Annotated in this window: 27 protein-coding genes; 8 read left to right on the forward strand and 19 right to left on the reverse strand. The window is 62.0% G+C overall.

Annotated features, from left to right (window positions below):
• Window positions 1-26: 26 nt before the first annotated feature.
• Both EJ079_RS25235 and EJ079_RS25240 read right to left on the reverse strand, forming a co-directional pair.
• Window positions 27-1,325 carry a hypothetical protein gene (locus EJ079_RS25235; protein WP_127810468.1) on the reverse strand — a complete coding sequence of 433 codons (1,299 nt, stop codon included), beginning with the start codon at window positions 1,323-1,325 and terminating at the stop codon, window positions 27-29.
• 114 nt (window positions 1,326-1,439) lie between these two features.
• Window positions 1,440-2,267: a cell envelope integrity EipB family protein gene (locus EJ079_RS25240; RefSeq protein WP_127269019.1), complete on the reverse strand. Its 828-nt coding sequence runs from the start codon at window positions 2,265-2,267 to the stop codon at window positions 1,440-1,442.
• A gap of 138 nt (window positions 2,268-2,405) precedes the next feature.
• On the opposite strand from EJ079_RS25240, the gene EJ079_RS25245 reads away from it, so the two are divergent.
• The 5 genes from EJ079_RS25245 (at window position 2,406) to EJ079_RS25265 (ending at window position 6,743) form a co-directional block, all read left to right on the forward strand.
• Window positions 2,406-2,870 carry a RidA family protein gene (locus EJ079_RS25245; protein WP_027036670.1) on the forward strand — a complete coding sequence of 155 codons (465 nt, stop codon included), beginning with the start codon at window positions 2,406-2,408 and terminating at the stop codon, window positions 2,868-2,870.
• A gap of 14 nt (window positions 2,871-2,884) precedes the next feature.
• Window positions 2,885-3,613, forward strand: coding sequence for a glycerophosphodiester phosphodiesterase (locus EJ079_RS25250; RefSeq protein ID WP_127395821.1), 729 nt, complete (start codon window positions 2,885-2,887; stop codon window positions 3,611-3,613).
• Window positions 3,614-3,663: 50 nt separating this feature from the next.
• On the forward strand, window positions 3,664-4,878 hold the full coding sequence (locus EJ079_RS25255; RefSeq protein WP_127810469.1) for a GNAT family N-acetyltransferase: 1,215 nt from the start codon (window positions 3,664-3,666) through the stop codon (window positions 4,876-4,878).
• Between the two features lie 93 nt (window positions 4,879-4,971).
• The gene (locus EJ079_RS25260; protein WP_189367640.1) at window positions 4,972-5,400 is read left to right on the forward strand and encodes an HIT family protein; all 429 of its coding nucleotides are present in this window, start codon (window positions 4,972-4,974) and stop codon (window positions 5,398-5,400) included.
• Window positions 5,401-5,762: 362 nt separating this feature from the next.
• On the forward strand, window positions 5,763-6,743 hold the full coding sequence (locus EJ079_RS25265; protein ID WP_127811399.1) for a phosphatase PAP2 family protein: 981 nt from the start codon (window positions 5,763-5,765) through the stop codon (window positions 6,741-6,743).
• Between the two features lie 42 nt (window positions 6,744-6,785).
• Here the strand turns inward: EJ079_RS25265 and EJ079_RS25270 are convergent, their stop codons facing one another.
• The 4 genes from EJ079_RS25270 to EJ079_RS25285 form a co-directional block, all read right to left on the reverse strand.
• Complete coding sequence (locus EJ079_RS25270; protein WP_127396923.1) at window positions 6,786-7,424, reverse strand: chloramphenicol phosphotransferase; 639 nt, start codon at window positions 7,422-7,424, stop codon at window positions 6,786-6,788.
• A gap of 61 nt (window positions 7,425-7,485) precedes the next feature.
• Window positions 7,486-9,954, reverse strand: coding sequence for an ATP-dependent Clp protease ATP-binding subunit ClpA (gene clpA, locus EJ079_RS25275; protein WP_127258970.1), 2,469 nt, complete (start codon window positions 9,952-9,954; stop codon window positions 7,486-7,488).
• A gap of 6 nt (window positions 9,955-9,960) precedes the next feature.
• Window positions 9,961-10,290 carry an ATP-dependent Clp protease adapter ClpS gene (clpS, locus tag EJ079_RS25280; protein ID WP_023812950.1) on the reverse strand — a complete coding sequence of 110 codons (330 nt, stop codon included), beginning with the start codon at window positions 10,288-10,290 and terminating at the stop codon, window positions 9,961-9,963.
• Window positions 10,291-10,587: 297 nt separating this feature from the next.
• A complete protein-coding gene (locus tag EJ079_RS25285) occupies window positions 10,588-10,917 on the reverse strand; it encodes a phasin family protein (RefSeq protein WP_013531776.1) in 330 nt (109 codons plus the stop codon).
• A 285-nt stretch (window positions 10,918-11,202) separates the two neighbouring features.
• On the opposite strand from EJ079_RS25285, the gene EJ079_RS25290 reads away from it, so the two are divergent.
• Window positions 11,203-12,612, forward strand: coding sequence for a D-alanyl-D-alanine carboxypeptidase (locus EJ079_RS25290; protein WP_127810470.1), 1,410 nt, complete (start codon window positions 11,203-11,205; stop codon window positions 12,610-12,612).
• 46 nt (window positions 12,613-12,658) lie between these two features.
• On the opposite strand, the gene EJ079_RS25295 is transcribed toward EJ079_RS25290, so the two are convergent.
• From EJ079_RS25295 to EJ079_RS25310, 4 genes are all read right to left on the reverse strand, one after another.
• A complete protein-coding gene (locus EJ079_RS25295; protein WP_127810471.1) occupies window positions 12,659-13,357 on the reverse strand; it encodes a DnaJ domain-containing protein in 699 nt (232 codons plus the stop codon).
• Window positions 13,357-14,088, reverse strand: coding sequence for a VWA domain-containing protein (locus EJ079_RS25300; protein WP_164749086.1), 732 nt, complete (start codon window positions 14,086-14,088; stop codon window positions 13,357-13,359). The genes EJ079_RS25295 and EJ079_RS25300 overlap by 1 nt, the downstream gene beginning before the upstream one ends.
• Window positions 14,089-14,172: 84 nt before the next feature.
• Window positions 14,173-14,610, reverse strand: a complete 438-nt coding sequence (locus EJ079_RS25305) for a DUF1489 family protein (protein ID WP_013531780.1) — start codon at window positions 14,608-14,610, stop codon at window positions 14,173-14,175.
• 76 nt (window positions 14,611-14,686) lie between these two features.
• Window positions 14,687-16,090 carry an L-serine ammonia-lyase gene (locus EJ079_RS25310; protein ID WP_127810472.1) on the reverse strand — a complete coding sequence of 468 codons (1,404 nt, stop codon included), beginning with the start codon at window positions 16,088-16,090 and terminating at the stop codon, window positions 14,687-14,689.
• A 178-nt stretch (window positions 16,091-16,268) separates the two neighbouring features.
• On the opposite strand from EJ079_RS25310, the gene EJ079_RS25315 reads away from it, so the two are divergent.
• On the forward strand, window positions 16,269-16,982 hold the full coding sequence (locus EJ079_RS25315) for a DUF599 domain-containing protein (RefSeq protein WP_027161543.1): 714 nt from the start codon (window positions 16,269-16,271) through the stop codon (window positions 16,980-16,982).
• Here the strand turns inward: EJ079_RS25315 and EJ079_RS25320 are convergent.
• The 6 genes from EJ079_RS25320 to EJ079_RS25345 all read right to left on the reverse strand — a co-directional run bounded on the left by EJ079_RS25320 (window position 16,961) and on the right by EJ079_RS25345 (window position 21,461).
• Window positions 16,961-17,752 (reverse strand): YdcF family protein, encoded by a 792-nt coding sequence (locus tag EJ079_RS25320; protein ID WP_127810473.1) that lies wholly within the window; start codon window positions 17,750-17,752, stop codon window positions 16,961-16,963. The genes EJ079_RS25315 and EJ079_RS25320 overlap by 22 nt on opposite strands.
• 125 nt (window positions 17,753-17,877) lie before the next feature.
• Window positions 17,878-19,443, reverse strand: a complete 1,566-nt coding sequence (locus EJ079_RS25325) for an amidase family protein (RefSeq protein WP_127810474.1) — start codon at window positions 19,441-19,443, stop codon at window positions 17,878-17,880.
• Window positions 19,443-19,898 (reverse strand): GNAT family N-acetyltransferase, encoded by a 456-nt coding sequence (locus EJ079_RS25330; protein WP_127380854.1) that lies wholly within the window; start codon window positions 19,896-19,898, stop codon window positions 19,443-19,445. Before EJ079_RS25330 ends, EJ079_RS25325 begins: the two co-directional genes overlap by 1 nt.
• Window positions 19,899-19,906: 8 nt before the next feature.
• Window positions 19,907-20,194, reverse strand: coding sequence for an Asp-tRNA(Asn)/Glu-tRNA(Gln) amidotransferase subunit GatC (gene gatC, locus EJ079_RS25335; RefSeq protein ID WP_127810475.1), 288 nt, complete (start codon window positions 20,192-20,194; stop codon window positions 19,907-19,909).
• Between the two features lie 118 nt (window positions 20,195-20,312).
• Window positions 20,313-20,729, reverse strand: coding sequence for a hypothetical protein (locus EJ079_RS25340; protein WP_127321156.1), 417 nt, complete (start codon window positions 20,727-20,729; stop codon window positions 20,313-20,315).
• A gap of 24 nt (window positions 20,730-20,753) precedes the next feature.
• Window positions 20,754-21,461, reverse strand: coding sequence for a metal-dependent hydrolase (locus EJ079_RS25345; protein WP_127810476.1), 708 nt, complete (start codon window positions 21,459-21,461; stop codon window positions 20,754-20,756).
• A gap of 123 nt (window positions 21,462-21,584) precedes the next feature.
• Here EJ079_RS25345 and ruvX point away from each other — a divergent pair, with 123 nt between their 5' ends.
• Window positions 21,585-22,091, forward strand: a complete 507-nt coding sequence (gene ruvX, locus EJ079_RS25350; RefSeq protein ID WP_023812961.1) for a Holliday junction resolvase RuvX — start codon at window positions 21,585-21,587, stop codon at window positions 22,089-22,091.
• Here ruvX and EJ079_RS25355 read toward each other — a convergent pair.
• The 3 genes from EJ079_RS25355 to EJ079_RS25365 form a co-directional block, all read right to left on the reverse strand.
• On the reverse strand, window positions 22,009-22,350 hold the full coding sequence (locus EJ079_RS25355) for a DUF6105 family protein (protein ID WP_127272493.1): 342 nt from the start codon (window positions 22,348-22,350) through the stop codon (window positions 22,009-22,011). The two genes, ruvX and EJ079_RS25355, sit on opposite strands and share 83 nt — an antisense overlap.
• The gene (locus EJ079_RS25360; RefSeq protein ID WP_127810477.1) at window positions 22,350-22,919 is read right to left on the reverse strand and encodes a hypothetical protein; all 570 of its coding nucleotides are present in this window, start codon (window positions 22,917-22,919) and stop codon (window positions 22,350-22,352) included. Before EJ079_RS25360 ends, EJ079_RS25355 begins: the two co-directional genes overlap by 1 nt.
• A 193-nt stretch (window positions 22,920-23,112) precedes the next feature.
• Complete coding sequence (locus EJ079_RS25365; protein ID WP_127810478.1) at window positions 23,113-24,741, reverse strand: DNA alkylation response protein; 1,629 nt, start codon at window positions 24,739-24,741, stop codon at window positions 23,113-23,115.
• Between the last annotated feature and the right edge of the window lie 153 nt (window positions 24,742-24,894).

A 24,894-nucleotide genomic window follows, 5' to 3' on the forward strand; every position in this document is an offset into this window, starting at 1 on the left:
AGCGGGCCACGTGGCCCGTCAGGATGTCAGGGACGATAGAATGGATTCGGATAGAAAATGAAGCTGCCCTTGGCTGCAAGCTCGGCCACAATGTTGGTGACTGTATCCTGCATGCGACGGTGCAGCTCGGCAACCGCATCGTCGATAGAGTCCGTATGCTCATGCAACCCCAGTGCCTCCGGCACCCGGATGTGGGCGCAACGCGGCCCGACCGGCTGCGGAACGAACCGATTCATCGTGTCGCGCAGCCCACCTCGACAATAGTCGTTGCGGATCCGCTTCAGATGTTCGGCGATATCCTCCTGCGTGATGCGCGGATTGGCGCAGGCCCAGGGTCCGACGCGTTGCAGCCTCTGAACCCTATCGGCGAGCGCGCGGACCTGCCTTTGCCGTTCCGCATCGTCGGTGTTTTCGCGCTGCCAGCGACGCGCACGCCGCAGAAGCTCTGCGGTGTCGATGATGGCAGCGTCGAATGAGATGCTTTCGCCGAGTCGGCGGCCGAGTTCAGCAACCAACGCCTGCTGGCGCTCCGCATAGGTTGCGCCTTCGTCGGATGGCATGCCCGATGCTGCTTCATCGCGGGCCAGCAGCGCCGAATAGACATTGTGGATGCGCTGCGGGAGCGTGTCGGTCGCACGCCGTTCTATTTTCAGGCTTTTCTCGACATAAGCGCATTCCTTCGCCAGCGCCGCTTCGACATTCCCGGTGAAGGCGAGCTTCCAGACGACTGGCGCGATCCAGACCTTGAAATCGGGATCCGTGGCCCGGCCGCGCTTGAGGGCCTCGAGCCCCATCTCGACGGCACCCGGCAGCAAAGGCGCAACGACATTGGCATGCCAGCCGACGCCGCCTTCGGGATGCAGCAGCACGCCATGGCCCTTCAAGGCCCAAGCGACGGAGTGTTCCTTGGCTGCCCCGCTATTGCCGGGAATCTGAGCGATCAGGTTGTTGGCCAGCCAGAACTTCTGCATCAGCCGGCCAAGGCCGTTGACGACACCATTGGTTGCCCATGAGGCCGTGAGCGGGCTGACCTGCGATACGATTTCCTTGTCGATCATCCAGTCGGTGAAGAACTCGGGATGATTGGGCGTGATGAAGGTCGCCTTCCCTGCCCCGCAACTGGCCTTCAGCCGCTCAAGATCGGCGGGGGGAAAGTCGATATGGCGGACATTTGAGACGCCGCGCAGACCGGCCAGGCGATTGAACGGCAAGATATCCCGAAATCCGGGAATGCCGCGCAGCATGACGATCCGGTTGACGGATGTCATGGCCCTGATCAGTGCCGGGTTGGGCCGCGGCGCCACGAATGTATCGATCCTGCTCAAGCTGATCCCCCTCGCGCCTGGACGCCGGGGAGAGGTTGAGAGACGATTGCGGCACGTTCAAGTCGATCGTTACGACCACGCTGCGTCGTGGTAAATCAACTGCCTAGCCCGGCACTATTTGGCGGGACAGGGTTTCGTCTGGTCGAACAGCGACAGGTTGACCAGCTTGCCGGTCATCGAGAAGTCGCCATAGTCCATGACGAGATCGCGGGTGATGCCGTTCTCATGCAGCTTGAAGCTGATACGGTATTCCGGCACCTCTTCGCCCGTCTTGTTGGTGTCGTCGAAATAGGCGATATCGACCGGCCAGTATTTGTCGGTGGCGAGCTTTGCCAGTGCCGAAGCTTCCGGGTCGGCCTTGTCGGCATCGGTTTTCTTGCCGACCACGACGGTGGTGGTCATCACCTTGTTGGCGTCTTCGGAACCGTCGAACAGGTTGGTTTCGTAAAAATTCTCGCCCTTTTCGGCCTTGCCGATCAGCTCGACCAGATGCTGGGTCGGGAATTGGGTTGTCGCCAGCTCGACGCTGTTCTTTTCAGGCTTGTCGATGTCGACCTTCAGGCCCTTGGTCTCTTTGGTGGCGATGCCCTTGACCTCTTTGTCGAGATTCTGGTCGACGAAGGATTTTGTCACGAACGAAAATGTCTTGCCTTCGGCGTCCTCGAAAGTGGTCGTCTGCTGGTCGGTCAGCCTGGTGTTGTCGGCGGTGACGATCTGGGTGACGAAGCGGAATTTCACCGTATAGCCTTCGCAGGCCGAGCCATTGAACTCATAGACCATGCGGCCGGATATGCCTGTGATGCCGGACTGATCGGACGCTTTTTTCAAGGTAAGATCGTAGACGGCGCGGTGGGCTTGCAACGCCGGCGCTGCGAAGGCAGGGCCTATCGAGAAGACCCCCGACAACAGGACGGCATGGAATGCGAGGCGCGTTGCGCGCATGAGGTACTCCGATCGTCGCGACTGATGGCAGGCCGCAGGGAAAGATGGTCCAGCTTAAAAAAAGTCGTGGCGGAAGCGAGGCAAAAATAGCAATTTCGGCCCGGCCGGCGCGGCGTCACCAAGCAATAGGGAAATACCATGAGTGAAACAATCGAAAAGCGGCTAAGCGATCTGGGTGTGACGCTTCCCGTCGCCGCCGCGCCCGCCGCCAACTACGTGCCCTATTGCCGGACCGGGAATCTGCTGTTCACCGCCGGGCAATTGCCGCTCAAGGACGGCAAGCTGCAGGCGAGCGGGCTGTTAGGTCGCGATCTCGATACCGCAGGTGGCAAGGATGCGGCAAAATACTGCGCGATCAACATCCTGGCGCAGGCCAAGGCAGCACTCGGCGACCTCGAGAAGATTAGCCGTCTGGTGAAGATCACCGTTTTCGTCGCCTCGACACCTGAGTTCGTCGAGCAGCATCTGGTTGCCAACGGCGCCTCCGATTTCCTGGTGGCGGCCCTTGGCGAGCGTGGCAAGCATGCACGCTCCGCCGTCGGCACCGCCTGCCTGCCGCTTAATGCCGCAGTGGAAATCGAAGCCGTCTTCGAAATCGAATGAGCCAGGGGACTGATATGACCGACCTATCCTGGCTGACCGCCCGGCCCGTCGCCCATCGCGGGTTCCACGACATGAACAAGACGCGCTGGGAAAACACGCTGTCGGCCTTCGCCGCGGCCGCCGAACGCGGCTATGCCATCGAATGCGACGTCCACCTGTCGTCCGACCGCGTTCCTGTCATCATCCATGACGGAGATCTCAAGCGCCTGACTGGCCAGGATGGTTTCGTCTGGCAGCGCACCGCAGCAGAACTCGCGGCGCTCAGGGTCGGTGGCACGGCGGACCATGTGCCGACGCTGCAGGAAGCGCTTCACCTGGTCGACGGCCGCGTGCCATTGGTGGTCGAGTTGAAAGGCACGCCCGGCTATGACGAAGGCCTGGTGGCAAGCGTCGGCAAGATGCTCAAGCGCTACAAGGGCAAAGCGGCGATCATGTCGTTCGACCACTGGCTGGTCCGCGATTTTCCGAAAGACGCGCCGGGTATCCCCGGGGGTCTCACCGCCTACGGCAAGGACGTCGGGCTGATCGAGGCGCATTTCGCCATGCTGGCGCACGACATCGCCTTCACCTCCTACGCCGCCGGCGACCTGCCGAACCCATTCGTCAGCTTCGTGCGCGAAAGGCTGAAAATGCCTGTTATCACCTGGACGGTGCATGACCAGCCGGCGGTCGACCTGACCTTCAGATATGCCGACCAGATGACGTTCGAGGGGTTCGAGCCCGATCTGGTCAAAGTCGCCTGAGTGTCTGAAACGTGACTTGTACCAGGCCGGACGGAGCTTAAATAAGCCTCATGGATCAGGGCGACGAGGGTGACGGACAAACGGCCAATGCGGACTATTCGATCCGCGTCGCCGCTGGCATTGGCGCCTTCACCTGTGATGAATGGAACGGCTTTGCCGGAACCGCGCGCGGAGATTCAGAAACCAGTTACAATCCTTTGGTTTCCTTCTCTTTTCTAAGTGCGCTCGAAGATTCTGGATGCGCCGTGCGGCGCACCGGCTGGCAGGGCCATCACCTCAGGCTGGAGGACGGGCAAGGCAGATTGCTGGGCGTGGTGCCCTGTTATCTCAAATCGCACAGCCAGGGCGAATATGTGTTCGATCATGGCTGGTCGGATGCCTTCGAGCGCGCCGGCGGCCGTTACTATCCCAAACTGCAAAGTGCCGTGCCGTTCTCCCCGGTCACCGGCCCTCGCCTGCTGGTCAGCAAAGGCGAGGACAGCGCCAAAGTGAAGGCCGGTCTCGCGGCGGGCCTGAAGGCGGTGACGCAAAAACTCGGCGTCTCTTCCGCGCATGTCACCTTCGCGCAAGAGAGCGATGTGGAAGTGCTGGAAGCGGCAGGCTTCCTGCACCGCACCGACCAGCAATTCCATTTCTTCAACGAAGGTTTTTCGACCTATGACGACTTCCTCGCCACCCTTGCCTCGCGCAAGCGAAAGGCGATGAAGAAGGAAAGGCGTGAAGCGCTTGCCCCAGGCATTTGGATCGATCGGCTGACCGGCAAGGACCTCACGGAGAAGGCCTGGGACGATTTCTTCGCCTTCTACATGGACACCGGCAGCCGCAAATGGGGTCGGCCCTATCTCAACCGTCAATTCTTCTCGCTGATCGGCGAACGCATGGCCGACGACATCCTGCTGGTGATGGCCAGGCGCAATGGGCGCTATATTGCCGGCGCCATCAATTTCATCGGCTCGGACGCACTCTATGGCCGCAACTGGGGCTGCATCGAGGACCATCCCTTCCTGCATTTCGAGGTCTGCTACCATCAGGCGATCGACTTCGCCATAGAGCGCAAGCTGAAGGTGGTCGAGGCGGGCGCGCAGGGCGAGCACAAGCTGGCGCGCGGCTACCGGCCGGTGACCATGCATTCCGCGCACTACATTGCGCACCCCGGCCTGCGCAACGCCGTGGCCGACTACCTCAGGCGCGAACGCCACGAGGTGGAGCGGATGAGCGAATATCTGGAAGAGCACACCCCGTTCCGCAAGGATCTCGAGGAGTAGCGGCCGCGTCGCCCGATGATCGATTATCCAATCGTCTTGCCGATTTTCGGCGGCTTCGCTACACGAAAGGCACAATCTGGAGCGTTCGCCATGATCGAGGCCGCCTACGACACCGACAACATTTTCGCCAAGATCCTGCGCGGCGAAATTCCTTCGCACCGTGTCTATGAGGATGAAGCGGTCATCGCCTTCATGGATGTGATGCCGCAGGGGCCGGGCCATACGCTGGTGGTGCCGAAAGCGCCGTCGCGCAATCTGCTCGACGCCGACCCGTCAATTTTCGGCCATCTCTTAAGCGTCGTTCAGAAAGTGGCGCTGGCGGTGAAAAAGGCCTTTGGCGCCGACGGCGTCACCATCATGCAGTTCAATGAGCCGGCATCGGGGCAGACCGTCTATCATCTGCACGTACATGTCATTCCGCGCTTCGACGGCATCCCGCTGAAGCCGCACACGGGAGGAATGGAGAAGCCGGAGGTGCTGACCGAAAATGCCGAAAAGATCCGGACTGCGCTCGAAAATTGAGAAACGCGAGGTCAGCCGATGTGGCGGACCGGGTCGAGAATATCGAACTGACAAGCGCCGTTCAGCCGAGAAGACGATTCTAGTGCCCGGGCGTGCCGGCGCCGGGACTCAACCGTTTGCAACTCTAATCGTCTGATTAGGAAATATTGAACCGTCTGACGGTAAAATGGTAACGGCGTGGCGAGCTGGGCTTCAAAACCATGGAACATTCGGTTGCGGCATCGGCCCCACTGACGGGGGCCATTGTCGGACGTGCTTTTCCTGGCATCTTGGCGGATGCCTTTTGGCGACACCGGCTGCTGCACGCTATGGCTACCGCTGCGCTGCTTCTGGCAAGCGCAGTCGGGTGGCACACTGGAAACATGCCGGATTTCGGCGTTCTGGCGGAATACGCCGAGTATCTTTTCATCGCCTTCTGGATTTGCGGCTCAGCCCTTGCACTTGGGACGCTTTTCCACCTTGCGCTGGTCCAGCGGGAAACCGAACCGCTGCACACCTTCCTCAAGTCACTGGGTAGATTCTTTGGCGATGCCGAACGCATTGCCAACAGCCTGAATGGCTTGGGTGCCGGTCTTGCCTTCATATCCGCGATCGGTGTGTTGAAGGGAGCCATTGCAATCCTCTCTCCGTTTGCATGGGACAAAGCATTGGCTCACGCCGATCGCATCCTGCATTTCGGTCGAGCCCCGCACGAATGGTTGTGGTTTGTCGTCCAGTCGCCGCTTGCATTGAAAATCATCAACATCGCGTACAATTTCTGGTTCGTCGTGCTCATCATCGCGGTTTTCACCGTGTGCATCACACGAAAGGATACGAAGCTGCGTCATCAGTTCCTGATGAGCTTCATGACGGTGTGGACACTGGGCGGCTTTTTCCTCGCGATGGGCCTGTCGTCGGCTGGCCCTTGCTTTTACGAGCAATTGGGGTTCGGCAACGACTTTCACCCCCTCATGCAAGCACTTGCCGTTGCCGATCGCGTCTATCCGATCTGGGCGCTCAGCACGCAGGATATGCTGTGGAGTGGCTATACCGGCGCAACTACCGGCAGCGTCGGCATATCCGCCTTCCCATCCCTGCACGTTGCGATGGCGGTGCTGTTTGCCCTCTATGCAACACGGCGGTCTCGGCTGGCCGGTCTTGTGATGTGGTTATTCGCCGGCGTCATTATGGTCGGTTCCGTCGTGCTTGGCTGGCACTATGCCTTGGATGGCTATGCGGGTGCATTCCTGATGATCGCGATCTGGAAGGTGTGCGGATATTTGGTGGCCCGTTTCTCGCCGGACCGCATGGCCGCTGAAATCGAGAGCTCCACCATGCAATCGCCGGCGGTTTGCGGGCTGTAAATTCGCCGATCTGGGCGAACCCGCCTGCGGCGGCCATGCCGGTCAAAACGGCTCAAGGGCCGCGCTGGATGGGTTGGATAGTTTCTGAAACGCTGTTGGATACGGTGCTTGCCGAAGCTTCTCTGCGATCGTATCCGCGCATTGCCCAGGGCTGAGGAGCGAGGTATCGATCTCCAGATCGTACACGCCGGGCCGGTGGACCTCTTCTTGCCACAGACGCACGGGCAGCGGCACGGGAACATCTGATGAGCCGGTTACATATTCCTTGTCTGCCGCGCTGGCTGCACGCCTTTCCATGATGATTTCCAGCGGGCAGCGAACACCGACAAACAGCACCGGCAGACCTACAAGCCGGCGCGCGCAATCGGCCACAATGTGAAGTGGCTTCGAATAGGCATCGTGATGGCCGACATCCGCCACGACATTCAGCCCCAGCCGGCTGTGGGCGGCGATCGATTCGTAGAGCCCGGCGTGAAATCCGGGCACGAGGGCCTCAAGGTCGGGACGCTCGCCGCCGAGCCGCAATCCTATCCCAGGCCGATAGCGTGCCGGCGTAGCCTGCTCGTAAACGTCGACGCCGAGATTGATCCAGACGCCATCGAAGCGCTCCTGAACAGCTCTGGCGATGCTTGTTTTTCCCGATCGCGGCGCACCGTTCAGGATGATGATCTGGCCGCTCATGCCCCTCCTCCTTGCAAACGAAAAAAGCCCCGTTTCCGGGGCTTTTCGACTTTCCTCAAGGTCAGTTCTTTCTGGGCAGTTGCGGGACGAGACTGCGCTTGCCGCCGTCCTTGCCCTTGGCTTCGGGCTTCTGCGCCACCAGCTTCTTGGCCGCCGGCTTCTTCGCTACGGCCTTTCTGGGCTTCGGCGTTTCTTCCGGCTCTTCCTTCTTCGGCTTCACCGGCGCCTCGTCGGCCAGCGATTCGAGCTTCAGGCCGGTCTCGCCGGTTTCCTTCTTCTCGACGGTGACGCGCACCGTGCCGCCCTTCTTGAGCTTTCCGAACAGCACCTCGTCGGCCAACGGCTTCTTGATATGCTCCTGGATCACACGGCCGAGCGGCCGCGCTCCCATGCGCTCATCATAACCCTTGTCGGCGAGCCAGGCGATCGCATCCGCCGACAGGTCGAAGGTGACGCCACGCTCGGAAAGCTGGGCCTCGAGCTGCATGACGAACTTCTGCACCACCTGATGGATGACCGGCACCGGCAGCGAGCCGAACGGGATGATCGCGTCGAGCCGGTTGCGGAACTCCGGCGTGAACAACCGGTTGATCGCCTCCACATCGTCGCCTTCGCGCTTGGTCGAGCCGAAGCCGATCGCCGCGCGCTGCGCATCCGACGCGCCCGCATTGGTGGTCATGATCAGGATCACATTGCGGAAGTCGATCTGCTTGCCGTTATGGTCGGTCAGCTTGCCGTGGTCCATCACCTGCAACAGGATGTTGAACAGGTCCGGATGAGCCTTCTCGACCTCGTCGAGCAACAGCACGCAATGCGGATGCTGGTCGACGCCGTCCGTCAGAAGACCGCCCTGGTCGAAGCCGACATAGCCCGGAGGCGCGCCGATCAGCCGCGAGACGGTGTGGCGTTCCATATATTCCGACATGTCGAAGCGGATCAGCTCGACGCCGAGCGAGGCGGCCAACTGCTTGGCCACTTCGGTCTTGCCGACGCCGGTCGGGCCGGAGAACAGGTAGGAGCCGATCGGCTTCTCCGGTTCGCGCAGGCCGGCACGTGCCAGCTTGATCGCCGAGGTCAGCGCGGTGATCGCAGTGTCCTGGCCATAGACGACGCGCTTCAGCTCGATATCGAGGCCCTGCAGCACCTTCTCGTCATCGGCCGAAACCGTCTTCGGCGGGATGCGGGCCATGGTGGCGATCGTCGCCTCGATCTCCTTGATGCCGATGGTCTTCTTGCGCTTGGCTTCCGGCACCAGCATCTGCGAGGCGCCGGTCTCGTCGATCACGTCGATCGCTTTATCCGGCAGCTTGCGGTCGTTGATGTAGCGTGCCGACAGCTCCACCGAGGCCTTGATCGCCTCGTTGGTGAACTTCACCTTGTGGAACTCCTCATAATAGGGCTTGAGGCCCTTCATGATCTCGATGGCGTCCTCGATGGTCGGCTCGTTGACGTCGATCTTCTGGAAGCGCCGCACCAGGGCACGGTCCTTCTCGAAGAACTGGCGGAATTCCTTGTAGGTGGTCGAGCCGATGCAGCGGATCGCACCCGACGACAGCGCCGGCTTCAACAGGTTGGACGCATCCATGGCGCCGCCTGAAGTAGCCCCTGCCCCGATGACCGTGTGGATCTCGTCGATGAACAGCACGGCGCCAGGATAGTCCTCGAGCTCCTTGACGACCTGCTTCAGCCGTTCCTCGAAATCGCCGCGATAGCGCGTGCCGGCGAGCAGCGTGCCCATGTCGAGCGCGAAGATGGTGGCGTTGTGCAGCACTTCGGGAACGTCGCCCTCGACGATGCGCTTGGCCAGACCCTCGGCGATCGCCGTCTTGCCGACGCCGGGGTCGCCGACATAGAGCGGGTTGTTCTTGGAGCGGCGGCACAGCACCTGGATGGTGCGGTTGATCTCGGATTCGCGGCCGATCAGCGGATCGATCTTGCCGGCCTTGGCCTTGTTGTTGAGATTGACGCAATAAGCCGTCAGCGCGTCCTGCTGCTGCTTCTTCTTGCCGCCTTCCTCTTGCGGCTCGGCGCCGTTCTGGCCGCCCTGCTCGTCATCGGCACCGCGCGGCGAGCGTGTCTCCGACGCGCCCGGACGCTTGGCAATGCCGTGCGAGATGTAGTTGACCGCGTCGTAGCGGGTCATCTGCTGTTCCTGCAGGAAATAGGCGGCATGGCTCTCGCGCTCGGCGAAAATGGCGACGAGCACGTTGGCGCCCGACACTTCCTCGCGGCCGGACGACTGCACATGGATCACCGCGCGCTGGATGACGCGCTGGAAACCGGCGGTCGGCTTGGAGTCCTCGTCGTAACCGGTGACGAGGTTGTCCAACTCGGTGTCGATATAGGTGAGAACCGTGTGCTTGAGCTCATCGAGATCGACATTGCAGGCGCGCATGACGGCGGCCGCCTCGGTGTCATCGATGAGCGCGAGCAGCAGATGTTCTAGGGTTGCATATTCATGGTGCCGCTCATTGGCGAGCGTCAGCGCCTGGTGAAGCGCCTTTTCCAGGCCTTGGGAGAAAGCCGGCATGTTACCTCACTTCTTCTCCATCACGCATTGCAGCGGATGCTGATTCTGTCGGGCGAAATCCATGACCTGGGACACTTTGGTCTCGGCCACCTCGAATGTATAGACCCCGCACTCGCCCACTCCATGATTGTGAACATGAAGCATGATGCGTGTGGCGGCTTCGCGATCCTTCTGGAAAAAACGCTCCAGCACGTGAACCACGAACTCCATCGGAGTGTAGTCGTCGTTGAGGATGAGGACCCGATAAAGGCTGGGCTTCTTGGTCTTGGTTTTGGTGCGCGTGATGACGGCCGTCCCACGGCCGGCCCCATTGCCGTTACCGTCGCCGTCTTGCATTCGCACCACTCGTCTCGTGGCAGTCAAACCTGAAGTCACGTATTCCTGCCTCTTTCGATTCCCCATGCGAGTTCGACATGTAGGTGTTCGATGTACGATTTTAAGCCCTTCTGGTTAGCTGACAATATGGCTAGGTCACCAACTTGGACGATTTTCGCAATCGTGAAGGGGCGCGGGGCTCTGGAACGGAAATTGACACGAAAAAAGCCCGGCCGCGTTTCCGTGGCCGGGCTTTTTCTCAGGTTCAAAGGCTGAATCTGGGGTCACGTCAGGCGAAATCAGTTCGCCCGGGCAAAATTACTTTGCCTTGGCAACGATCGATTCGAATGGCTTGTAAGCTTCCTTGGCGAGTTCGGCATAGAGATCGCCGATCTTGGTGGCCTCGGCGACGAACGCCTCATAGGACTGCTTGGCGTAGTCCGACTGGATCTCGATCGCCTTTTCCAGCGACTTGGCTGAAAACAGCTTCTCCACAGTGGCGCTGCCGGTTTCAAAACTCTTCTTGGTGTATTCACCAGCCTCGGTGGCAATCGCCTGCGCGCCCTTGGACAGCGACGCGAAGCTCTTCAATCCGGTGTCGGCGAACTCTTTGCCGTATTTGCTGAAGTCCTCATAGGTCTGGGTCATTTCACGATTCCCTTGACGGTTGAGGCGTCCTTCTTCGGGGCGCCCTTGTGCAATGCAAGATAATATATTGTGCGCCGCACAAAAGTCAAGATTTCGCGGGCTTGCGGACCCGCCTGCGCAGCCAATGGCTAAAAATCGAATAAAGAGAACCTCAAGCCCGAAGAAAATGGTGAACGCGGCGGTTACCATAAACGGATTGGTAACGCTGCGCCGGTAGCTTGACCGGAAGCGAGGCAGGACCCTTTGCCGCCTCCAACGCAACGAAGAAATCCAAGGGAAGTACCAGTGCGTAAGGCGTTGTTGGGCATCGTTTCCAAATCCACCTCCCCTCTCAAAACGATGATGATCGTCGCCTTGGCGATGACATTCGTTTTTGGCGACGTTGCCTCGTCGCTGGCGGCCAGGCAGGCGGCCATCGTCGTGGATGCCAAGACCGGTAAGGTGCTTTACTCCGCAGATGCCAACGGCAGGCGCTACCCGGCTTCGCTGACCAAGATGATGACGCTGTACCTGACCTTCGAAGCTATGGCGAAGGGCAAGATCAGCAGGAACACGCCAGTGGTGTTTTCCGCCAAGGCTTCCGCCGAGGCGCCGACGAAACTTGGCGTGAAGCCGGGCGGTTCCGTCACGGTCGAGACCGCGATCCTGTCGATCGTCACCAAATCGGCGAATGACTCGGCGACCGCGCTCGGCGAAATGCTCGGCGGCAATGAAACCACTTTTGCCCGCATGATGACCGCCAAGGCGCGTGCGCTGGGCATGAACGGCACCGTATTTAGAAACGCCAATGGCCTGCCCGACCCCGGCCAGTTCACCACCGCGCGCGACATGGCGACGCTCGGCATCGCGTTGCGCGAGCATTTTCCGCAGTATTACGGCTATTTCTCGCAGCGCTCCTTTCTCTACGGACGCCAGCGCATCAACGGCCACAACCGCCTGCTCGGACGTATCAAGGGTGTCGACGGCATCAAGACGGGCTACACCCGCGCCTCCGGCTTCAACCTCGTCTCGTCGGTTTCCGATGGCAATCGCCGCATCGTCGGCGTGGTCATGGGCGGCACCTCGGGCGGCAGCCGTGACAATCAGATGGCCAACCTGATCAACACCTATCTGCCGAGGGCATCGACTCGCGGCGGTGGCGATCTGGTCGCCAAGGCCGGTGGCAACAACCCGATCACCGCCCTCGCCAAGGTTCTTCTGCCCAAGCATGACGCTCCGACACCGGACGACAGGCCTGTCATAGCGCAGGACGATGCAATCGTTGCCGAGGACGCCACGGTCGCCGAAGACGATACCGCGCAGGCCGAGGAAGCAGCTCCCGTCGTCAAGACCAGAAAGGTCAAGACCGTCATCGTTTCAGCCCCCCAGGTCGCGACGGCCCAGGTGGTAGCGGCCTATGCCGAGCCGACGCCCGCGGCTGTCGACCCGGTCAACACCGCGTCGGTGCCGTCGGGCTGGGCCATTCAGGTCGCCTCGTCGCCCAAGCAGTCCGAGGCCCAGGCCTTTCTCGACAAGACCACCAAGCAGGCGCCCAAGGTGCTGGCGGACGCTTCCGGTTTCACTGTCGCCTTCGACAAGGATGGCGTCACCTACTACCGCGCCCGCTTCGGTGGCTTCGGTTCGAAGACCGCCGCCTGGAAGGCCTGTACCGCTTTGAAGAAGAAGAACATCGAGTGCTACGCCGTCCAGCAGTAGGACGGCGTGCAAGCCATCTCCCGGAAAAATTCTGCGTCGAAGGAGACTAGTTGTGATTGGAGAGCAAGACGTCCTTGGCTTCGTTAATCCGCGCCGCCAGGAAAGACGTGCCGCCGACATCGGGGTGCAGGCGCTGCATCAGGCGGCGGTGCGCCTTGCGGACATCCGCCGCGGCGGCCCCCGCTTCAAGACCAAGGACCTTGTAGGCCTCCTCCTTAGTCATGGCGCCCGGACTTGGCGGAACACCCAGCCCTTCGCCACCGTTCGTCTCAGCGTTTTTGCGCCAGACGGGAAATCTGCCGTCAAGATACGTCTCTAGCAGCTGTCGGCTCTCTGGATCGCTGGAGAGTTCGCGGTAGAGGTGTTGCAATTCCGCCAGCCCCATCGCGCCAAGCATCTTGCCTTCGTGGCGGCCAGCCAGGACCAGTCCTTCGAGGCCGCCGGTATCGTGATCGAGCTCCATTTCCAATGCCGCCGTGCGCACCGTCGAGCGTTTGCCCGGGGCAAGGCCGGCCGGCCGGCCTTTCATTCGCATGGAACCATACCAGGCAATTGCCCCGGTGAGAATCATGCCGCCGATGCCCTCACGGCCGACCACAAGCACGGCGACGCCGACAACTGCCAGAAGGGCCGGCCCGAGCGTTCGCAGCGTGCTCGCCAGTTTCGCCGGCTCGGCACGCAGAAAGATCGTCACCGCGCCGAGAAGCAGCAGAAGCAACGCTACAAAAGCGATGATTGCGCCCATTATTTTCCGCCGCCCCGCAGATGCTCGATCATCAGCCGGTCTTCCGGCCTGCCCCTGGCTTCGAGCGCCTTCAACCCGCCGGTCGCATACACGGCGACGGCCGAAAGCAGCCCTGCCAAGGTCGCGGCAGCCCGCCGATCAAATCGGAACCAAGCCCCCTTGGAAAGCCGCGCAATCTCTTTGAACGCCTTTTCCGCGCCGGAATCATGGCCTTCCTGAAACACGAAGACAGGAACGCCATGAAGGCCGAGGCTGCCGGCCTTTTCGGCCAGATCGTCGATATTCTCTTCCATCGCGTCGCCGATGTAGACCAGCGCATTGACCTTGGCGGCCGCCGTCTGTTTCAGCGCATGCGTCAGGACCTTTCCGATCTGGGTGTGGCCGCTGCGGCATTCGATCCGCGTCATCAGCTGCTTCAAGGCATTGGTGTCGCTCACGAAAGCCGACGAACGGCACTCGCCGAGGCCGCGAAAATAAACCAGTTGCACGCTGAGGGTTCCGGCCTTGCCGACTGCGTCGAACATCTGGCCCTGCAGCGTGCAGGCCAGATCCCAGGTCGGCTGGCGGCTCATCGTCGCGTCGAGGGCAAGGATCAGCCTGCCCGAACCGGTCGCCGACGCGGCAAGTGTCCTCGCCTGACGAATGAAGGCGTCGATCTCGCCGGCGTTGGATTGAGGCTTGACCGGCGCAGGACTGGTCCTCGCTGGCACAGGCTGCTTCTTATCACTCATGAAAAACAAGATGTGGCGTTGCCACATCGCTTGCAAGCCCCACATCGGGCGGTGCAAAGGGCCAGGCGGTGATGCCACCTGGGGTCAGAGCAGACCGAGATCGGCCAGCTCGCGCCTGAGTTTCGGCGGCATCTCGATCAATCCGGCCTTGCCCTTGCCCAGATCGAGCGGCGCGTCCGCCGGTTTCAGGTAGCGCCAGCCCTGAAAAGCCCGGCGCGGCTGCCAGTCGGTGCGTACAACCTCGGGGTCGAGTATCAGATGGCAACGGCCTATGCCTTCACTGTCGGTGAACGGCCGGATTTCGGTGATCAACTGGCGGCACTGCACATTGCCTTTGATCACCCAATAGAGCGAACCGCCATCGGTAACCTCGGCGCCGCGTGTCGGCATCATGCGGGTGGTGTGATACTGCTCGACCGGCTCACCGGCGCGCCGCCGCTCGTCGAGGCGGAAGGCGATCCACTCTTCGAGATCCTCGACGCTGTCGCAGCCGACACAGAGTTTTATGAGATTGAGAGACATCGCTTAAGGTTAGTCCCGCACGCGAACGCGTCAACGACCGGATCGACTTCTCCACAGCGGCGGTTTAGGCCAGCCTTCAGCACTCCACGACGTTGACTGCAAGCCCGCCAAGGCTGGTTTCCTTGTACTTCTCGTTCATGTCGAGGCCGGTCTGGCGCATGGTCTCGATCGCCGCATCGAGCGGTACGAAATGGATGCCGTCGCCCTTGATGGCCAGCGACGCGGCCGTCACCGCCTTGACCGCGCCCAGCGCATTGCGCTCGATGCACGGCACCTGAACCAGACCACCAACCGGATCGCAGGTCATGCCGAGATGATGTTCGAGCGCGATCTCGGCGGCATTCTCGACCTGTTCGGGCGTACCGCCCATGACGGCGCACAGGCCCGCTGCGGCCATCGCCGACGCGGAGCCTACCTCACCCTGGCAGCCGACCTCGGCGCCCGAGATCGATGCGTTGGTCTTGATGATGCCGCCAACGGCGGCAGCCGTCAGCAGGAAATCACGAATGCTCGGCTGGTCCGCCTCGGGATGGAAATGCAGCCAGTAGCGCAGCACCGCCGGCAGCGTGCCGGCAGCGCCATTGGTCGGCGCGGTGACCACGCGGCCGCCGGCGGCATTTTCCTCGTTCACGGCCATGGCGTAGATCGACAGCCAGTCATTGGCGAGCAAAGGATTGGGCTTGTTCTGCTGCCACTGCTCCTGCAGCTTATCGTGCAGCATGCGGGCACGGCGGCGCACCTTCAGCCCACCCGGCATGATGCCATCCTGCGACAGGCCACGGTCGATGCAGCCCTTCATGGCGCTCCAGATTCCGTCGAGGCCGGCGTCGAGCTCCTCGCGCGTCATCTGCGTTTCCTCGTTGACGCGTTTCATGTCGGCGATGGAAAGACCGCTTTTGCCGGCCATGGCCAGCATCTCGACCGCATTCTTGAACGGATAAGGCACTTTCTTGCCTTCGGTTGTCACCGAACCCTTGGCTTTCGTCCGCTGCAGTTCTTCTTCGGAAACCACGAAGCCGCCGCCGATCGAATAATAGATCCGCTTGAGCAGCAGGCGGCCGCCGGCGTCATAGGCGTAGAACGCCATGCCGTTGGCGTGACCGGTGAGCGGCGTCTTGCGGTCCAGCACCAGATCGGTGGCCGGATCAAAGCGATAGGAGGGATGGCCGGGCGGCGAAATGCGCTTTTCGGCGGCGATGCGGCTGGCAATGCCATCGGCCTGGTCGGGATCGACCGTCTGCGGCGTCAGACCGGCAAGGCCGAGCATGACGGCGCGATCACTGCCGTGGCCAATACCGGTGTAGGCGAGTGACCCGTGCAGGCTTGCGCCAAGCCGGTCGACCTTGACGCCTGCCGGACGCGGCCAGTCATTTCCCGCGACCTCGTCGAGAAACCGCGCAGCGGCGGTCATCGGCCCCATCGTGTGCGAACTCGACGGTCCTATGCCGATCTTGAACAGGTCGAAAACCGAAAGGAACACGCGGCGTTGTCTCCTGGAGTCAGGTCGAGGACTACATATAGGAATTCCCACGATGTTTCCGCTCTTTTGGAAATCGCGGCGCTGCACCCGCCGACCTTGTTTGCTCCGGCAGCGACATTGGTACGATCGCTGTATGCGGACATCGAAGCGATTGCGCTGAATGTGATAAATTCAGTCCATGGGCGATTCCCTCGATCTTTCGACAGCCGATCTCGCGGCGCTGGCCTTCTTCCTCGTCGCGTGGCTGCTGCACACGTTCGCCTCCGACGGCAAGCTGGTCAGCCGCATGTCGCTGACGACGGCGATGAATGCACAGCGGCAAGCCTGGATGCGGACCATGGCCGAGCGCGAGATCCGCATCGTCGACACCGCCATTATGAGCGGGCTGCAGCAAGGCACCGCCTTCTTCGCCTCCAGCTCGCTGATCGCGATCGGCGGCTGCTTTGCCTTGCTCGGCGCGTCCGACCGGGTTCTTGAAGTGCTCAGCGACCTGCCCTTGGGTGGCGCGCCGTCGCGCGCGGCTTTTCAGATAAAGGTGTTCGGACTGGTGCTGATCCTGGCGTTTTCGTTCTTCAAATTCGGCTGGGCGTACCGGCTGTTCAACTATTGCACGATCCTGATCGGCGCCGTGCCGATCCCGCATGGCGAAGCCTCACGCAATCCGGTCACCGAAACGGCGGTGTGGCGTGCGGCGCAAATGAACATGCTGGCCGGAAAGCACTTCAACTCCGGCCTGCGCGGGGTGTTCTTCTCGATCGGTTATCTCGGCTGGTTCGTCGACCCCATGGTGTTCGTGTTGTCGACGCTGTTGCTGCTGGCCGTTCTGGTGCGGCGCCAGTTCTTCTCGGCCGCCAGGCAGGCGGTGATCGGTCAGCCGCCTGGAAAAGGCTGATTGATCCGGCCAGACAGCCAATAGGCAAAAAGCCCGATCCATTCGCGGATGGCCATGGTGGTGGCCTGCAGTGAGTCGGCCGGATTATCGCGGAACAGCCCGATGCCTTCTTTGCCCGAGGTGCGATAGTCGACCGGCCAGGGAACGGTGGCGAAGCCAGCCTTGTCGAACAGCGCCTTGGCGCGCGGCATATGGAAGGCTGAGGTCACGAGCAGCCAGGTCTCGCCGGGCTTCGGCGTGACCAACTCCTTGGTGAAGACCGCGTTCTCATAGGTGTTGCGGGATTTGTTCTCCAGGATCAGACGATCGGCGGCCACGCCAAGCGCGGTGAGCAGGCGCGGCGCGGTTGCGGCATCGCCCTCGCCATCGAGAAACAACGCGCCGGTGCCGCCGGAGACGACCACCTTGGCGGTGGGAAAGCGCCGGGCCAGAACTGCGGTCTCGACCATCCGATCGCCGCTGCTGTTCAACTCATAGCCACCGCGCGCCAGATTGATGGCGCCCTCAAAGCCGCCGCCGAGCACGACGATGCCGTCGACCTTTGCCGGCAGCGGCGGGCGCGCGAAGCGCTCTTCCAGCGGATTGAGCATCATGGCGCCGAGCGACGTCCAGGCTGACAGCGCAAGGATCAGAAATGCCAGCAAGCTGCCGGTGGCCGCCAGCCGCCGGCGCCCGATCATGGCCGCGAGCAGTCCCGCCAGCAGCAGGAAGATCGCCAGGTTCAGCGGCTGGATGAAGAACCAGAATATCTTGGACAGGTAGAAGAACATCGCTCACCCCATTGCAGCGCCGCGCGGGCGTGGGCGCTCAAAGGACGCTAACACTTTGATTTTGCGTAGCATCCTTCCGAAAATCGATTCCGACTTTCAGGGCATCCGCTAGACGAGCGACGTCCCTACCACCACTTCTCCGGCTGGAACGTGCCTGCGGCCTGCTCGATGACGGCGGCGGTCTGGAACAGGGTTTCCTCGTCGAACGGCCGACCGATCAGCTGCAGCCCGAGCGGCAGGCCCTTGGCGTCGAGCCCGGCGGGCACGGCGATGCCCGGCAGGCCGGCCATGTTCACCGTGACGGTGAAGATGTCGTTGAGGTACATCTTGACCGGATCGGCAGCCATGTCCTCATCGGCGACGCCGAAGGCGGCGGACGGCGTTGCCGGGGTCAGGATGACATCGACGCCGGCGGCGAAGACCGTCTCGAAATCCCGCTTGATCAGATTGCGCACCTTCTGCGCCTGCAGGTAGTAGGCGTCGTAGTAGCCGGCCGACAGCACATAGGTGCCGATCATGATGCGGCGCTTGACCTCGCGGCCGAAACCGGCGGCGCGGGTCTTCTCATACATGTCGACGATATCCTTGCCCGGCACGCGCAAGCCGTAGCGGACGCCATCATAGCGGGCGAGGTTGGATGACGCCTCGGCGGGCGCCACGATGTAATAGGCGGGCAGCGCGTATTTGGTGTGCGGGAGGGAAATGTCGACAATCTCGGCGCCGGCGTCCTTCAGCCAGGCAATGCCCTTCTGCCACAGCGCCTCGATCTCTTCGGGCATGCCGTCGACGCGGTATTCCCTGGGAATGCCGACCTTCATGCCCTTGATCGGCTTGCCGATCGCGGCCTCATAGTCCGGCACTGGCCGGTCGACCGACGTCGTGTCCTTCGGATCGACCGAGGCCATCGACTTCAACAGGATCGCGGCATCGCGCACGTCGCGCGCGATCGGGCCGGCCTGGTCGAGCGACGAGGCGAACGCGACGATACCCCAGCGCGAGCAGCGGCCATAGGTCGGCTTGATGCCGACCGTCCCGGTGAAGGCGGCCGGCTGGCGGATCGAGCCGCCAGTATCCGTCGCGGTCGCGCCGGCGCACAGGAAGGCGGAGACTGCCGTGGCCGACCCGCCGGAAGAGCCACCCGGCACCAACTGCGCATTGTCCAGGCTGCGCACGGTCCTCGTGCCGCCGGCCGAGACGAAGCCGCCGTCGCCTTGATGCGTCGTCGGCATCACCGCAGTATCGAGGCGCGAGCGCCGCCACGGATTGATGACCGGACCATAGTAGGACGTCTCGTTGGACGAACCCATGGCGAACTCGTCCATGTTGAGCTTGCCGAGCATAACGGCGCCGTCGGCCCACAGATTTGACGTAACGGTCGATTCGTAGCGCGGCTTGAACCCGTCGAGCACATGGCTGCAAGCCTGCGTGTGGACGCCTTCGGTGCCGAACAGGTCCTTGATCCCCAACGGAATGCCTTCCAGCGCACCGCCCTCGCCCTTGACCAGCCTGGCGTCGGACGCCTTGGCCATGTCGCGCGCCTTGTCGCCGGTCACGGCGACATAGGCATTGAGCGCCGGATTGGCGCGCTCGATAGCGCCGAGATAGGCCTCGGTGATCTCGGTCGCGGTGATTTCCTTGCCGCGCAGCTTGGCGCGGGCCTGTGAAATCGTCAGCTGGGTCAGGTCGCTCATCAAAGGCTCTTTTCGTAAAACACCGACCACTCAGAATCGGGATAATCCAGCACCGGGCCGCAACGCGAAAACCCGGCGCGCTCGTAGACTGTCCACGCCGCGGGATGACGATCGCCCGTCTCCAGCACCAGTCGCTTCAGTCCCTCGTTGCGCGCCAGCGCCTCGACCCGCTCAACGATTTTCGCGCCGATCTTCTGGCCGCGATGCGACGGCCTGATATACATGCGCTTGACCTCGCCAATGGCGCCGTCATGACGCTTCAGCGCGCCGCAGCCAATGGCCAGGCCTTTATCTCGGGCGATGAAAACCGTCGTGTCCTCACCGGCCATCTGCTCAACCGTCAAATGGTAGCAATGCTCCGGCGGCGTCAGTTCGAGCAAGGTCTCGTTGAGTTCGGTGACCAGCCCGCGCAGGTCGTCCTGGAGCGGCGTCTCAATGGCGATCTCGATTGCCATCGGCGGACTTACTCCACGACCTTCGGCACGAGGAAGAAATTCTCTTCGGTCGCCGGCGCGTTGACGACGATGTCGGCCGCCTTGCCGCCGTCGGTGACGACATCGCTGCGCTTCTTCATGTCCATCGGCGTCACCGAGGTCATTGGCTCGACACCGGAAACATCGACCTCGTTCAGCTGCTCGACGAAGCCCAGAATGGCGTTCAGCTCGCCGGTCATCCGTTCGGCATCCCCTTCGCTCACCGCGATGCGGGCGAGATGCGCGACGCGCTTCACTGTCTGAAGATCTACGGACATGTTTTTGCCTCGGGGAAAACCAGTTCGGGCTATAGCGGCGCCGCGCGCGCTGCGCAACATGCATCGTGCGAGAGACCAGGCTGTGCCGACGGCCCGCTCATCGGCTCTCAGAATACGTCTATGGCAGGGCAACGCCTTCGCACAGATAGTAGCTGCCGCTGTTGCCGCTTGCTTCGCTTTCGTCGTCGACGGGCCGAACCGACACGAGATCGATCTGCTTCGCGTTCATTTGCGTCACCGAGAGAACGTCGGGAAAGACATAACCCGGTTCCTGGCAGATGGCCGTCACCGCCCAGCTCGGCGAAGCCGTCGCCTTGCTGATCTGCAGAAACTCGCAATTGTATTCGACGCTTTGCAGGCCGTATGCCGAAAGCACGATGTTGCCGGCGTCGATCAGCGTTTGCAGCGTGTCCTTCTTGGCCTGTTTGCAAAGCTCCTCGGACTGAAGGTAGACGCCTTCGATGAAATCATCCGCAGCGAGCGCGGGCGACGCCGCGACCAGTATGGAAACGCAAAAAGATTGCCTCAAAGCCATGGTTTTATTCCATTATGGCTGCTTCTAAATCGTAATCGTCTCGCCAATCTTGGGCAAAGCCACCTTGATGCCGGATCCTTCCAGGCCGGCCTCGAACTTGTCGGCGGTCGGGTCGATCATCGGAAAGGTGCCGAAGTGACAGGGAACCACGGTGTCGAACTTGAAGAAGCGCCGGCAGGCAAGTGCGGCCACCGCGCCGCCCATGGTGAAGCGGTCGCCGATCGGCACCAGGCCGATCTTCGGCTCGTGCAGCTCGTTGATCAGCGCCATGTCGGAAAAGATGTCGGTGTCGCCCATGTGGTAGAGCGTCTTGTCTTCCGGGAAATGCAGGACGAGGCCGCCGGGATTGCCGAGATAGGTGTTCTGGCCGCCATCGCCGGGAAAGGAAGATGAATGCAGCGCCTGGACGAAAGTGGTGGTGAAGCCGCCGCAATCGACGGTGCCGCCGATGTTGCCCGGGTTGATCTTCTTGTCGCTGGCGCCCTTGCCGACCAGGTACATGCAGATCTCGAAATTGGCGACTAGCTGGGCGCCGCTTTTGCCAAGCACTTCCAGCGCGCCGCTGATGTGGTCGCTGTGGCCATGCGTCAGCAGTACATGCGTGATTCCCTCCGCCGGTCCCTCCCAGCCGCCCGTCCAGGACGGATTGCCGATCAGATAAGGATCGATGAGGATCTTGGCATCAGCGGTCTCGATGCGAAAGGCCGAGTGGCCGTACCAGGTCAGTTTCATGAATGCATTCCTCGATTTTTATCTTGCCAAAGGATAGAACGCCGACGGCCCCGAGATCAAAGGGTTACTGTGTCCACCACGCGTTTGACAAAACACGTGGTGGTGAAAGGCGAAGGACGGCCGGTGGGCATTATCACGATCGAGGAATTGCCGGCGCGGCTGACCGGCGGCAAGACGCTGGCGGGACTTGACCTCGGCGACAAGACGATCGGCGTCGCGGTCTCGGATCAGAGATTTTCCTTCGCCCATCCGCGCCCGGTCATCATGCGAAGGAAATTCTCGCTCGATGCGGCGGTGCTGCTCGCCTTGCTGCGGAAGGAGAATGCCGGCGCGGTGGTGATTGGGCTGCCGATCAACATGGACGGTTCGGAAGGTCCGCGTGCGCAGAAATCGCGCGCCTTCGTTCGCAACATGGCCCAGATGAGCGACCTGCCCTTCGTGCTCTGGGATGAGAGACTATCGACGGTCGCGGCCGAAAGGACGCTGATCGAGATGGATTTCTCGCGCCGCAAGCGCGCCGGCAAGATCGATTCGGCGGCAGCCGCGTTTATTCTGCAGGGAGTTTTGGACCGGCTTCAGTCGCTCCACGCATCCGCTCGAACGGAACCGGACCCGCCCAGCGCTGTTTGACCCAGCCGGCGATTTCGCGGCGACGGCGGAAAGCCCAAAGCGCCATCAGCAGCAACCCGTCGAAGACGCACGTCTTCGCCACCATGCCGGGAATGATCGCCGGATCGATGCCGAGCATCTGACCATAGAGCTGGAAGAAGAAGTCGTGCATCTGTCGGCTGAGCATCGTGTAGCCGAAATTGATGTCGTTGGCCGACAGATAGAACCAGCCCCAGAAAATCGCCATCGGCGCCGCCCAGAACCCGAAGATGTAACGCATCAGCGGCCTCCCCTGTGATTGGAGCCGGTCTTGGAGACCGTTCGGCCTGATATGAGTGAGAGCAGCGAATTGTGAGCCGCGGCTTTTGCCATGTCATGCGCGACGGCATGGATCTCGCTTTCGCCGGAAGCCGCTGCCACAACCACGGACCGCCGCTCGGCAAGCATGGCGACATAGGACGCCAGAAGTGCCGTCAGCTGCACGGCAACCGCCATGAACAGCCCGTTGATGCCTTGCGCAGCACCTCCGATGACGATCAGCGACAACATGCCGGACGCGCAGATGAAGGCGATGCGGGCGACGCTGTCGGCGCCGGGACTGGTCGCGTCGTTGACCAGGGCTTCGACAAAGGCCCAGAAAAACAGAACCGCGACGACAAGCAATGCGGTGGCGAGCGGCGCCACGACAACGAAATTGTCGAGGTCGACGAAGCGGGTACCCTCGATTGTGGTGCCCAGCACGCCGAGTGCCGCCGCCACACCCCGGTTTCCGTCGATGCAGATGAGCGCAAGCAGGGCGAAAACAATCGCCCAGTGCAAGGCCAGAAAAGAGGTCAGTACCTGTCGCATCGGTGTTCCTGCTTCGCAAAGCAAGAGACGGCCAATCTGAACCATTCCCTGCTCGCGCCGGGACAGTGGGCCTTGCCGTCCGCCATCGCAACGGAAACCATTTGTTAAGGTTAACAGTGATTAGCCATACGCGTGAGGATGCCGCCAACGCGTCAAAACTGTGGATGGCGCCGATTTTTGCGATGCTCGCCGCTCAGTTCACCGGCGGATAGAGCGTGTCGATGATCATGCATGCATCGTGGCGCGAATCGATCATGCCATAGGTGTTGCGCCATTGGCCGGCCAAACGCGTCTCGACGAAAGCGTCGGCGATCCGCCCTGCCCCCAGGCGGCGCAATTCCGCCGCCGCAGCCGACAGTGCCAACTGCTCGGTCAGCAGCCGGGCCGAACCTTCGTCGGTTGAGGCAACCTGCATCGCCGCCTTCAGAACGCCGATCGTGCCGCGTCCGCCGGCGCCGAGATCACGGTCGATGCCGGCCAGCACATCCTCGAACAGGCCGGGCGCACGGCCGAGCACGCGCAGCACATCAAGCGCCATGACATTGCCCGAGCCTTCCCAGATCGCGTTGACCGGGGCCTCGCGATAGTAGCGGGCGAGTGGCGCCTCCTCGACGTAGCCGTTGCCGCCTAGGCACTCCATCGCCTCATAGAGCAGCGGGGGCGCGATCTTGCAGACCCAGTATTTGACGACCGGCGTCATGGCCCGGGCAAACGCCGCCTCGCCGCGATCGCTGGCCGCCTCGTCGAAGGACCGCGCCAGCCGGAACGACAGCGCGGTGGCGGCGGCGACGTCGAGCGCCATGTCGGCCAGAACGCGCTGCATCAACGGCTGCTCGATCAGGGTCGAACCGAACACCTGGCGATGGCGGGCGTGGTGAACGGCCTCGGCGAGGCCCGCGCGCATGATCGCCGACGAGGCGATGGCACAATCGAGCCGGGTCAGGGTGACCATGTCCATGATCGTCTTCACACCGGCACCGGGTTCGCCGACCATCTCGCCGATGGCATTGACGAATTCGACTTCGGAGGAGGCGTTGGAACGGTTGCCGAGCTTGTCCTTCAGTCGCTGAAAGCGGAAGCCGTTGCCCGAACCGTCACCGAGAACGCGCGGCACGAGGAAGCACGACAGCCCCTCCGGCGCCTGCGCCAGCACCAGGAACGCATCCGACATCGGCGCCGACATGAACCATTTGTGCCCCGTCAGACGATAAAAACCGCTGCCGGCGCGTTCCGCCCTCGTCACATTGGCGCGCACATCGGTGCCGCCCTGCTTCTCGGTCATGCCCATGCCGAGCGTCAGCCCGGTCTTCTCGACCGGCGGTTTCTGGCTCTGGTCGTATTTGCGCGTCGTCACGCGCGGCGCCCATTCGCGAAACAGTTTTGGGCTGGCCATCAAGGCCGCCAGCGAAGCGTTGGTCATGGTGATGGGGCACAGATGCCCGGTCTCGAGCTCCGCCGTCAGATAAAACCGGGCGGCACGGACTTGATGGCGGCGGCCGATCTCGGTGTCGCCGTTCTCCCACACCGAGGAATGCAGCCCGTTGGCCACAGAGCGGCGCATCAAGGCGTGATAGGCGGGATGGAACTCGACCACGTCGATGCGCCGTCCCTGGCGATCATGCGTCCTGAGCTTCGGCGTCTCGACATTGGCGAGGCGCGCCAGTTCCTGCGCCTCCTGCGTCAGCACGAAGCGGCCGAGACCGTCGAGATCTTTGCGCACCGGATCGGAAAAACGCTCCGCGAGCTGGATCAGCAACGGATCGCCCCGCCAGGCGTTGCCGCCCGTCAGCGGCGGCGGCTGGTTCGTCACGTCGTCGGTCACGCCCAATCCCTCTATCGTCAGAAAGCCACGAATCCGAGGCTGTCGGCTAGATATAGCCAAGCCATGCAGCGCGCGCGATGAAAATACCGGCCGATACAATCGGCCATCTATACGAAAAATTGAGGAGAACGGCTGCAATGCAAAGCTGGCGCT

Source organism: Mesorhizobium sp. M7A.F.Ce.TU.012.03.2.1 (genome assembly GCF_004006095.1).
In the GTDB taxonomy this organism is placed as follows: domain Bacteria; phylum Pseudomonadota; class Alphaproteobacteria; order Rhizobiales; family Rhizobiaceae; genus Mesorhizobium.

Excerpts from the sequence above, each read along its gene's own strand:
- EJ079_RS25285 (WP_013531776.1), bottom strand. The coding sequence starts at position 10,917 with ATGACCCAGACCTATGAGGACTTCAGCAAATACGGCAAAGAGTTCGCC.
- EJ079_RS25325 (WP_127810474.1), bottom strand. The coding sequence starts at position 19,443 with ATGAGCGACCTGACCCAGCTGACGATTTCACAGGCCCGCGCCAAGCTG.
- EJ079_RS25270 (WP_127396923.1), bottom strand. The coding sequence starts at position 7,424 with ATGAGCGGCCAGATCATCATCCTGAACGGTGCGCCGCGATCGGGAAAA.
- EJ079_RS25320 (WP_127810473.1), bottom strand. The coding sequence starts at position 17,752 with ATGTTCTTCTACCTGTCCAAGATATTCTGGTTCTTCATCCAGCCGCTG.
- gatC (WP_127810475.1), bottom strand. The coding sequence starts at position 20,194 with ATGTCCGTAGATCTTCAGACAGTGAAGCGCGTCGCGCATCTCGCCCGC.
- EJ079_RS25295 (WP_127810471.1), bottom strand. The coding sequence starts at position 13,357 with ATGGGCGCAATCATCGCTTTTGTAGCGTTGCTTCTGCTGCTTCTCGGC.
- EJ079_RS25360 (WP_127810477.1), bottom strand. The coding sequence starts at position 22,919 with ATGCGACAGGTACTGACCTCTTTTCTGGCCTTGCACTGGGCGATTGTT.
- EJ079_RS25330 (WP_127380854.1), bottom strand. The coding sequence starts at position 19,898 with ATGGCAATCGAGATCGCCATTGAGACGCCGCTCCAGGACGACCTGCGC.
- EJ079_RS25265 (WP_127811399.1), top strand. The coding sequence starts at position 5,763 with ATGCCGGATTTCGGCGTTCTGGCGGAATACGCCGAGTATCTTTTCATC.
- EJ079_RS25245 (WP_027036670.1), top strand. The coding sequence starts at position 2,406 with ATGAGTGAAACAATCGAAAAGCGGCTAAGCGATCTGGGTGTGACGCTT.
- EJ079_RS25300 (WP_164749086.1), bottom strand. The coding sequence starts at position 14,088 with ATGAGTGATAAGAAGCAGCCTGTGCCAGCGAGGACCAGTCCTGCGCCG.
- EJ079_RS25315 (WP_027161543.1), top strand. The coding sequence starts at position 16,269 with ATGGGCGATTCCCTCGATCTTTCGACAGCCGATCTCGCGGCGCTGGCC.
- EJ079_RS25340 (WP_127321156.1), bottom strand. The coding sequence starts at position 20,729 with ATGGCTTTGAGGCAATCTTTTTGCGTTTCCATACTGGTCGCGGCGTCG.
- EJ079_RS25255 (WP_127810469.1), top strand. The coding sequence starts at position 3,664 with ATGGATCAGGGCGACGAGGGTGACGGACAAACGGCCAATGCGGACTAT.
- EJ079_RS25345 (WP_127810476.1), bottom strand. The coding sequence starts at position 21,461 with ATGAAACTGACCTGGTACGGCCACTCGGCCTTTCGCATCGAGACCGCT.
- clpA (WP_127258970.1), bottom strand. The coding sequence starts at position 9,954 with ATGCCGGCTTTCTCCCAAGGCCTGGAAAAGGCGCTTCACCAGGCGCTG.
- EJ079_RS25240 (WP_127269019.1), bottom strand. The coding sequence starts at position 2,267 with ATGCGCGCAACGCGCCTCGCATTCCATGCCGTCCTGTTGTCGGGGGTC.
- EJ079_RS25305 (WP_013531780.1), bottom strand. The coding sequence starts at position 14,610 with ATGTCTCTCAATCTCATAAAACTCTGTGTCGGCTGCGACAGCGTCGAG.
- EJ079_RS25250 (WP_127395821.1), top strand. The coding sequence starts at position 2,885 with ATGACCGACCTATCCTGGCTGACCGCCCGGCCCGTCGCCCATCGCGGG.
- clpS (WP_023812950.1), bottom strand. The coding sequence starts at position 10,290 with ATGCAAGACGGCGACGGTAACGGCAATGGGGCCGGCCGTGGGACGGCC.
- EJ079_RS25355 (WP_127272493.1), bottom strand. The coding sequence starts at position 22,350 with ATGCGTTACATCTTCGGGTTCTGGGCGGCGCCGATGGCGATTTTCTGG.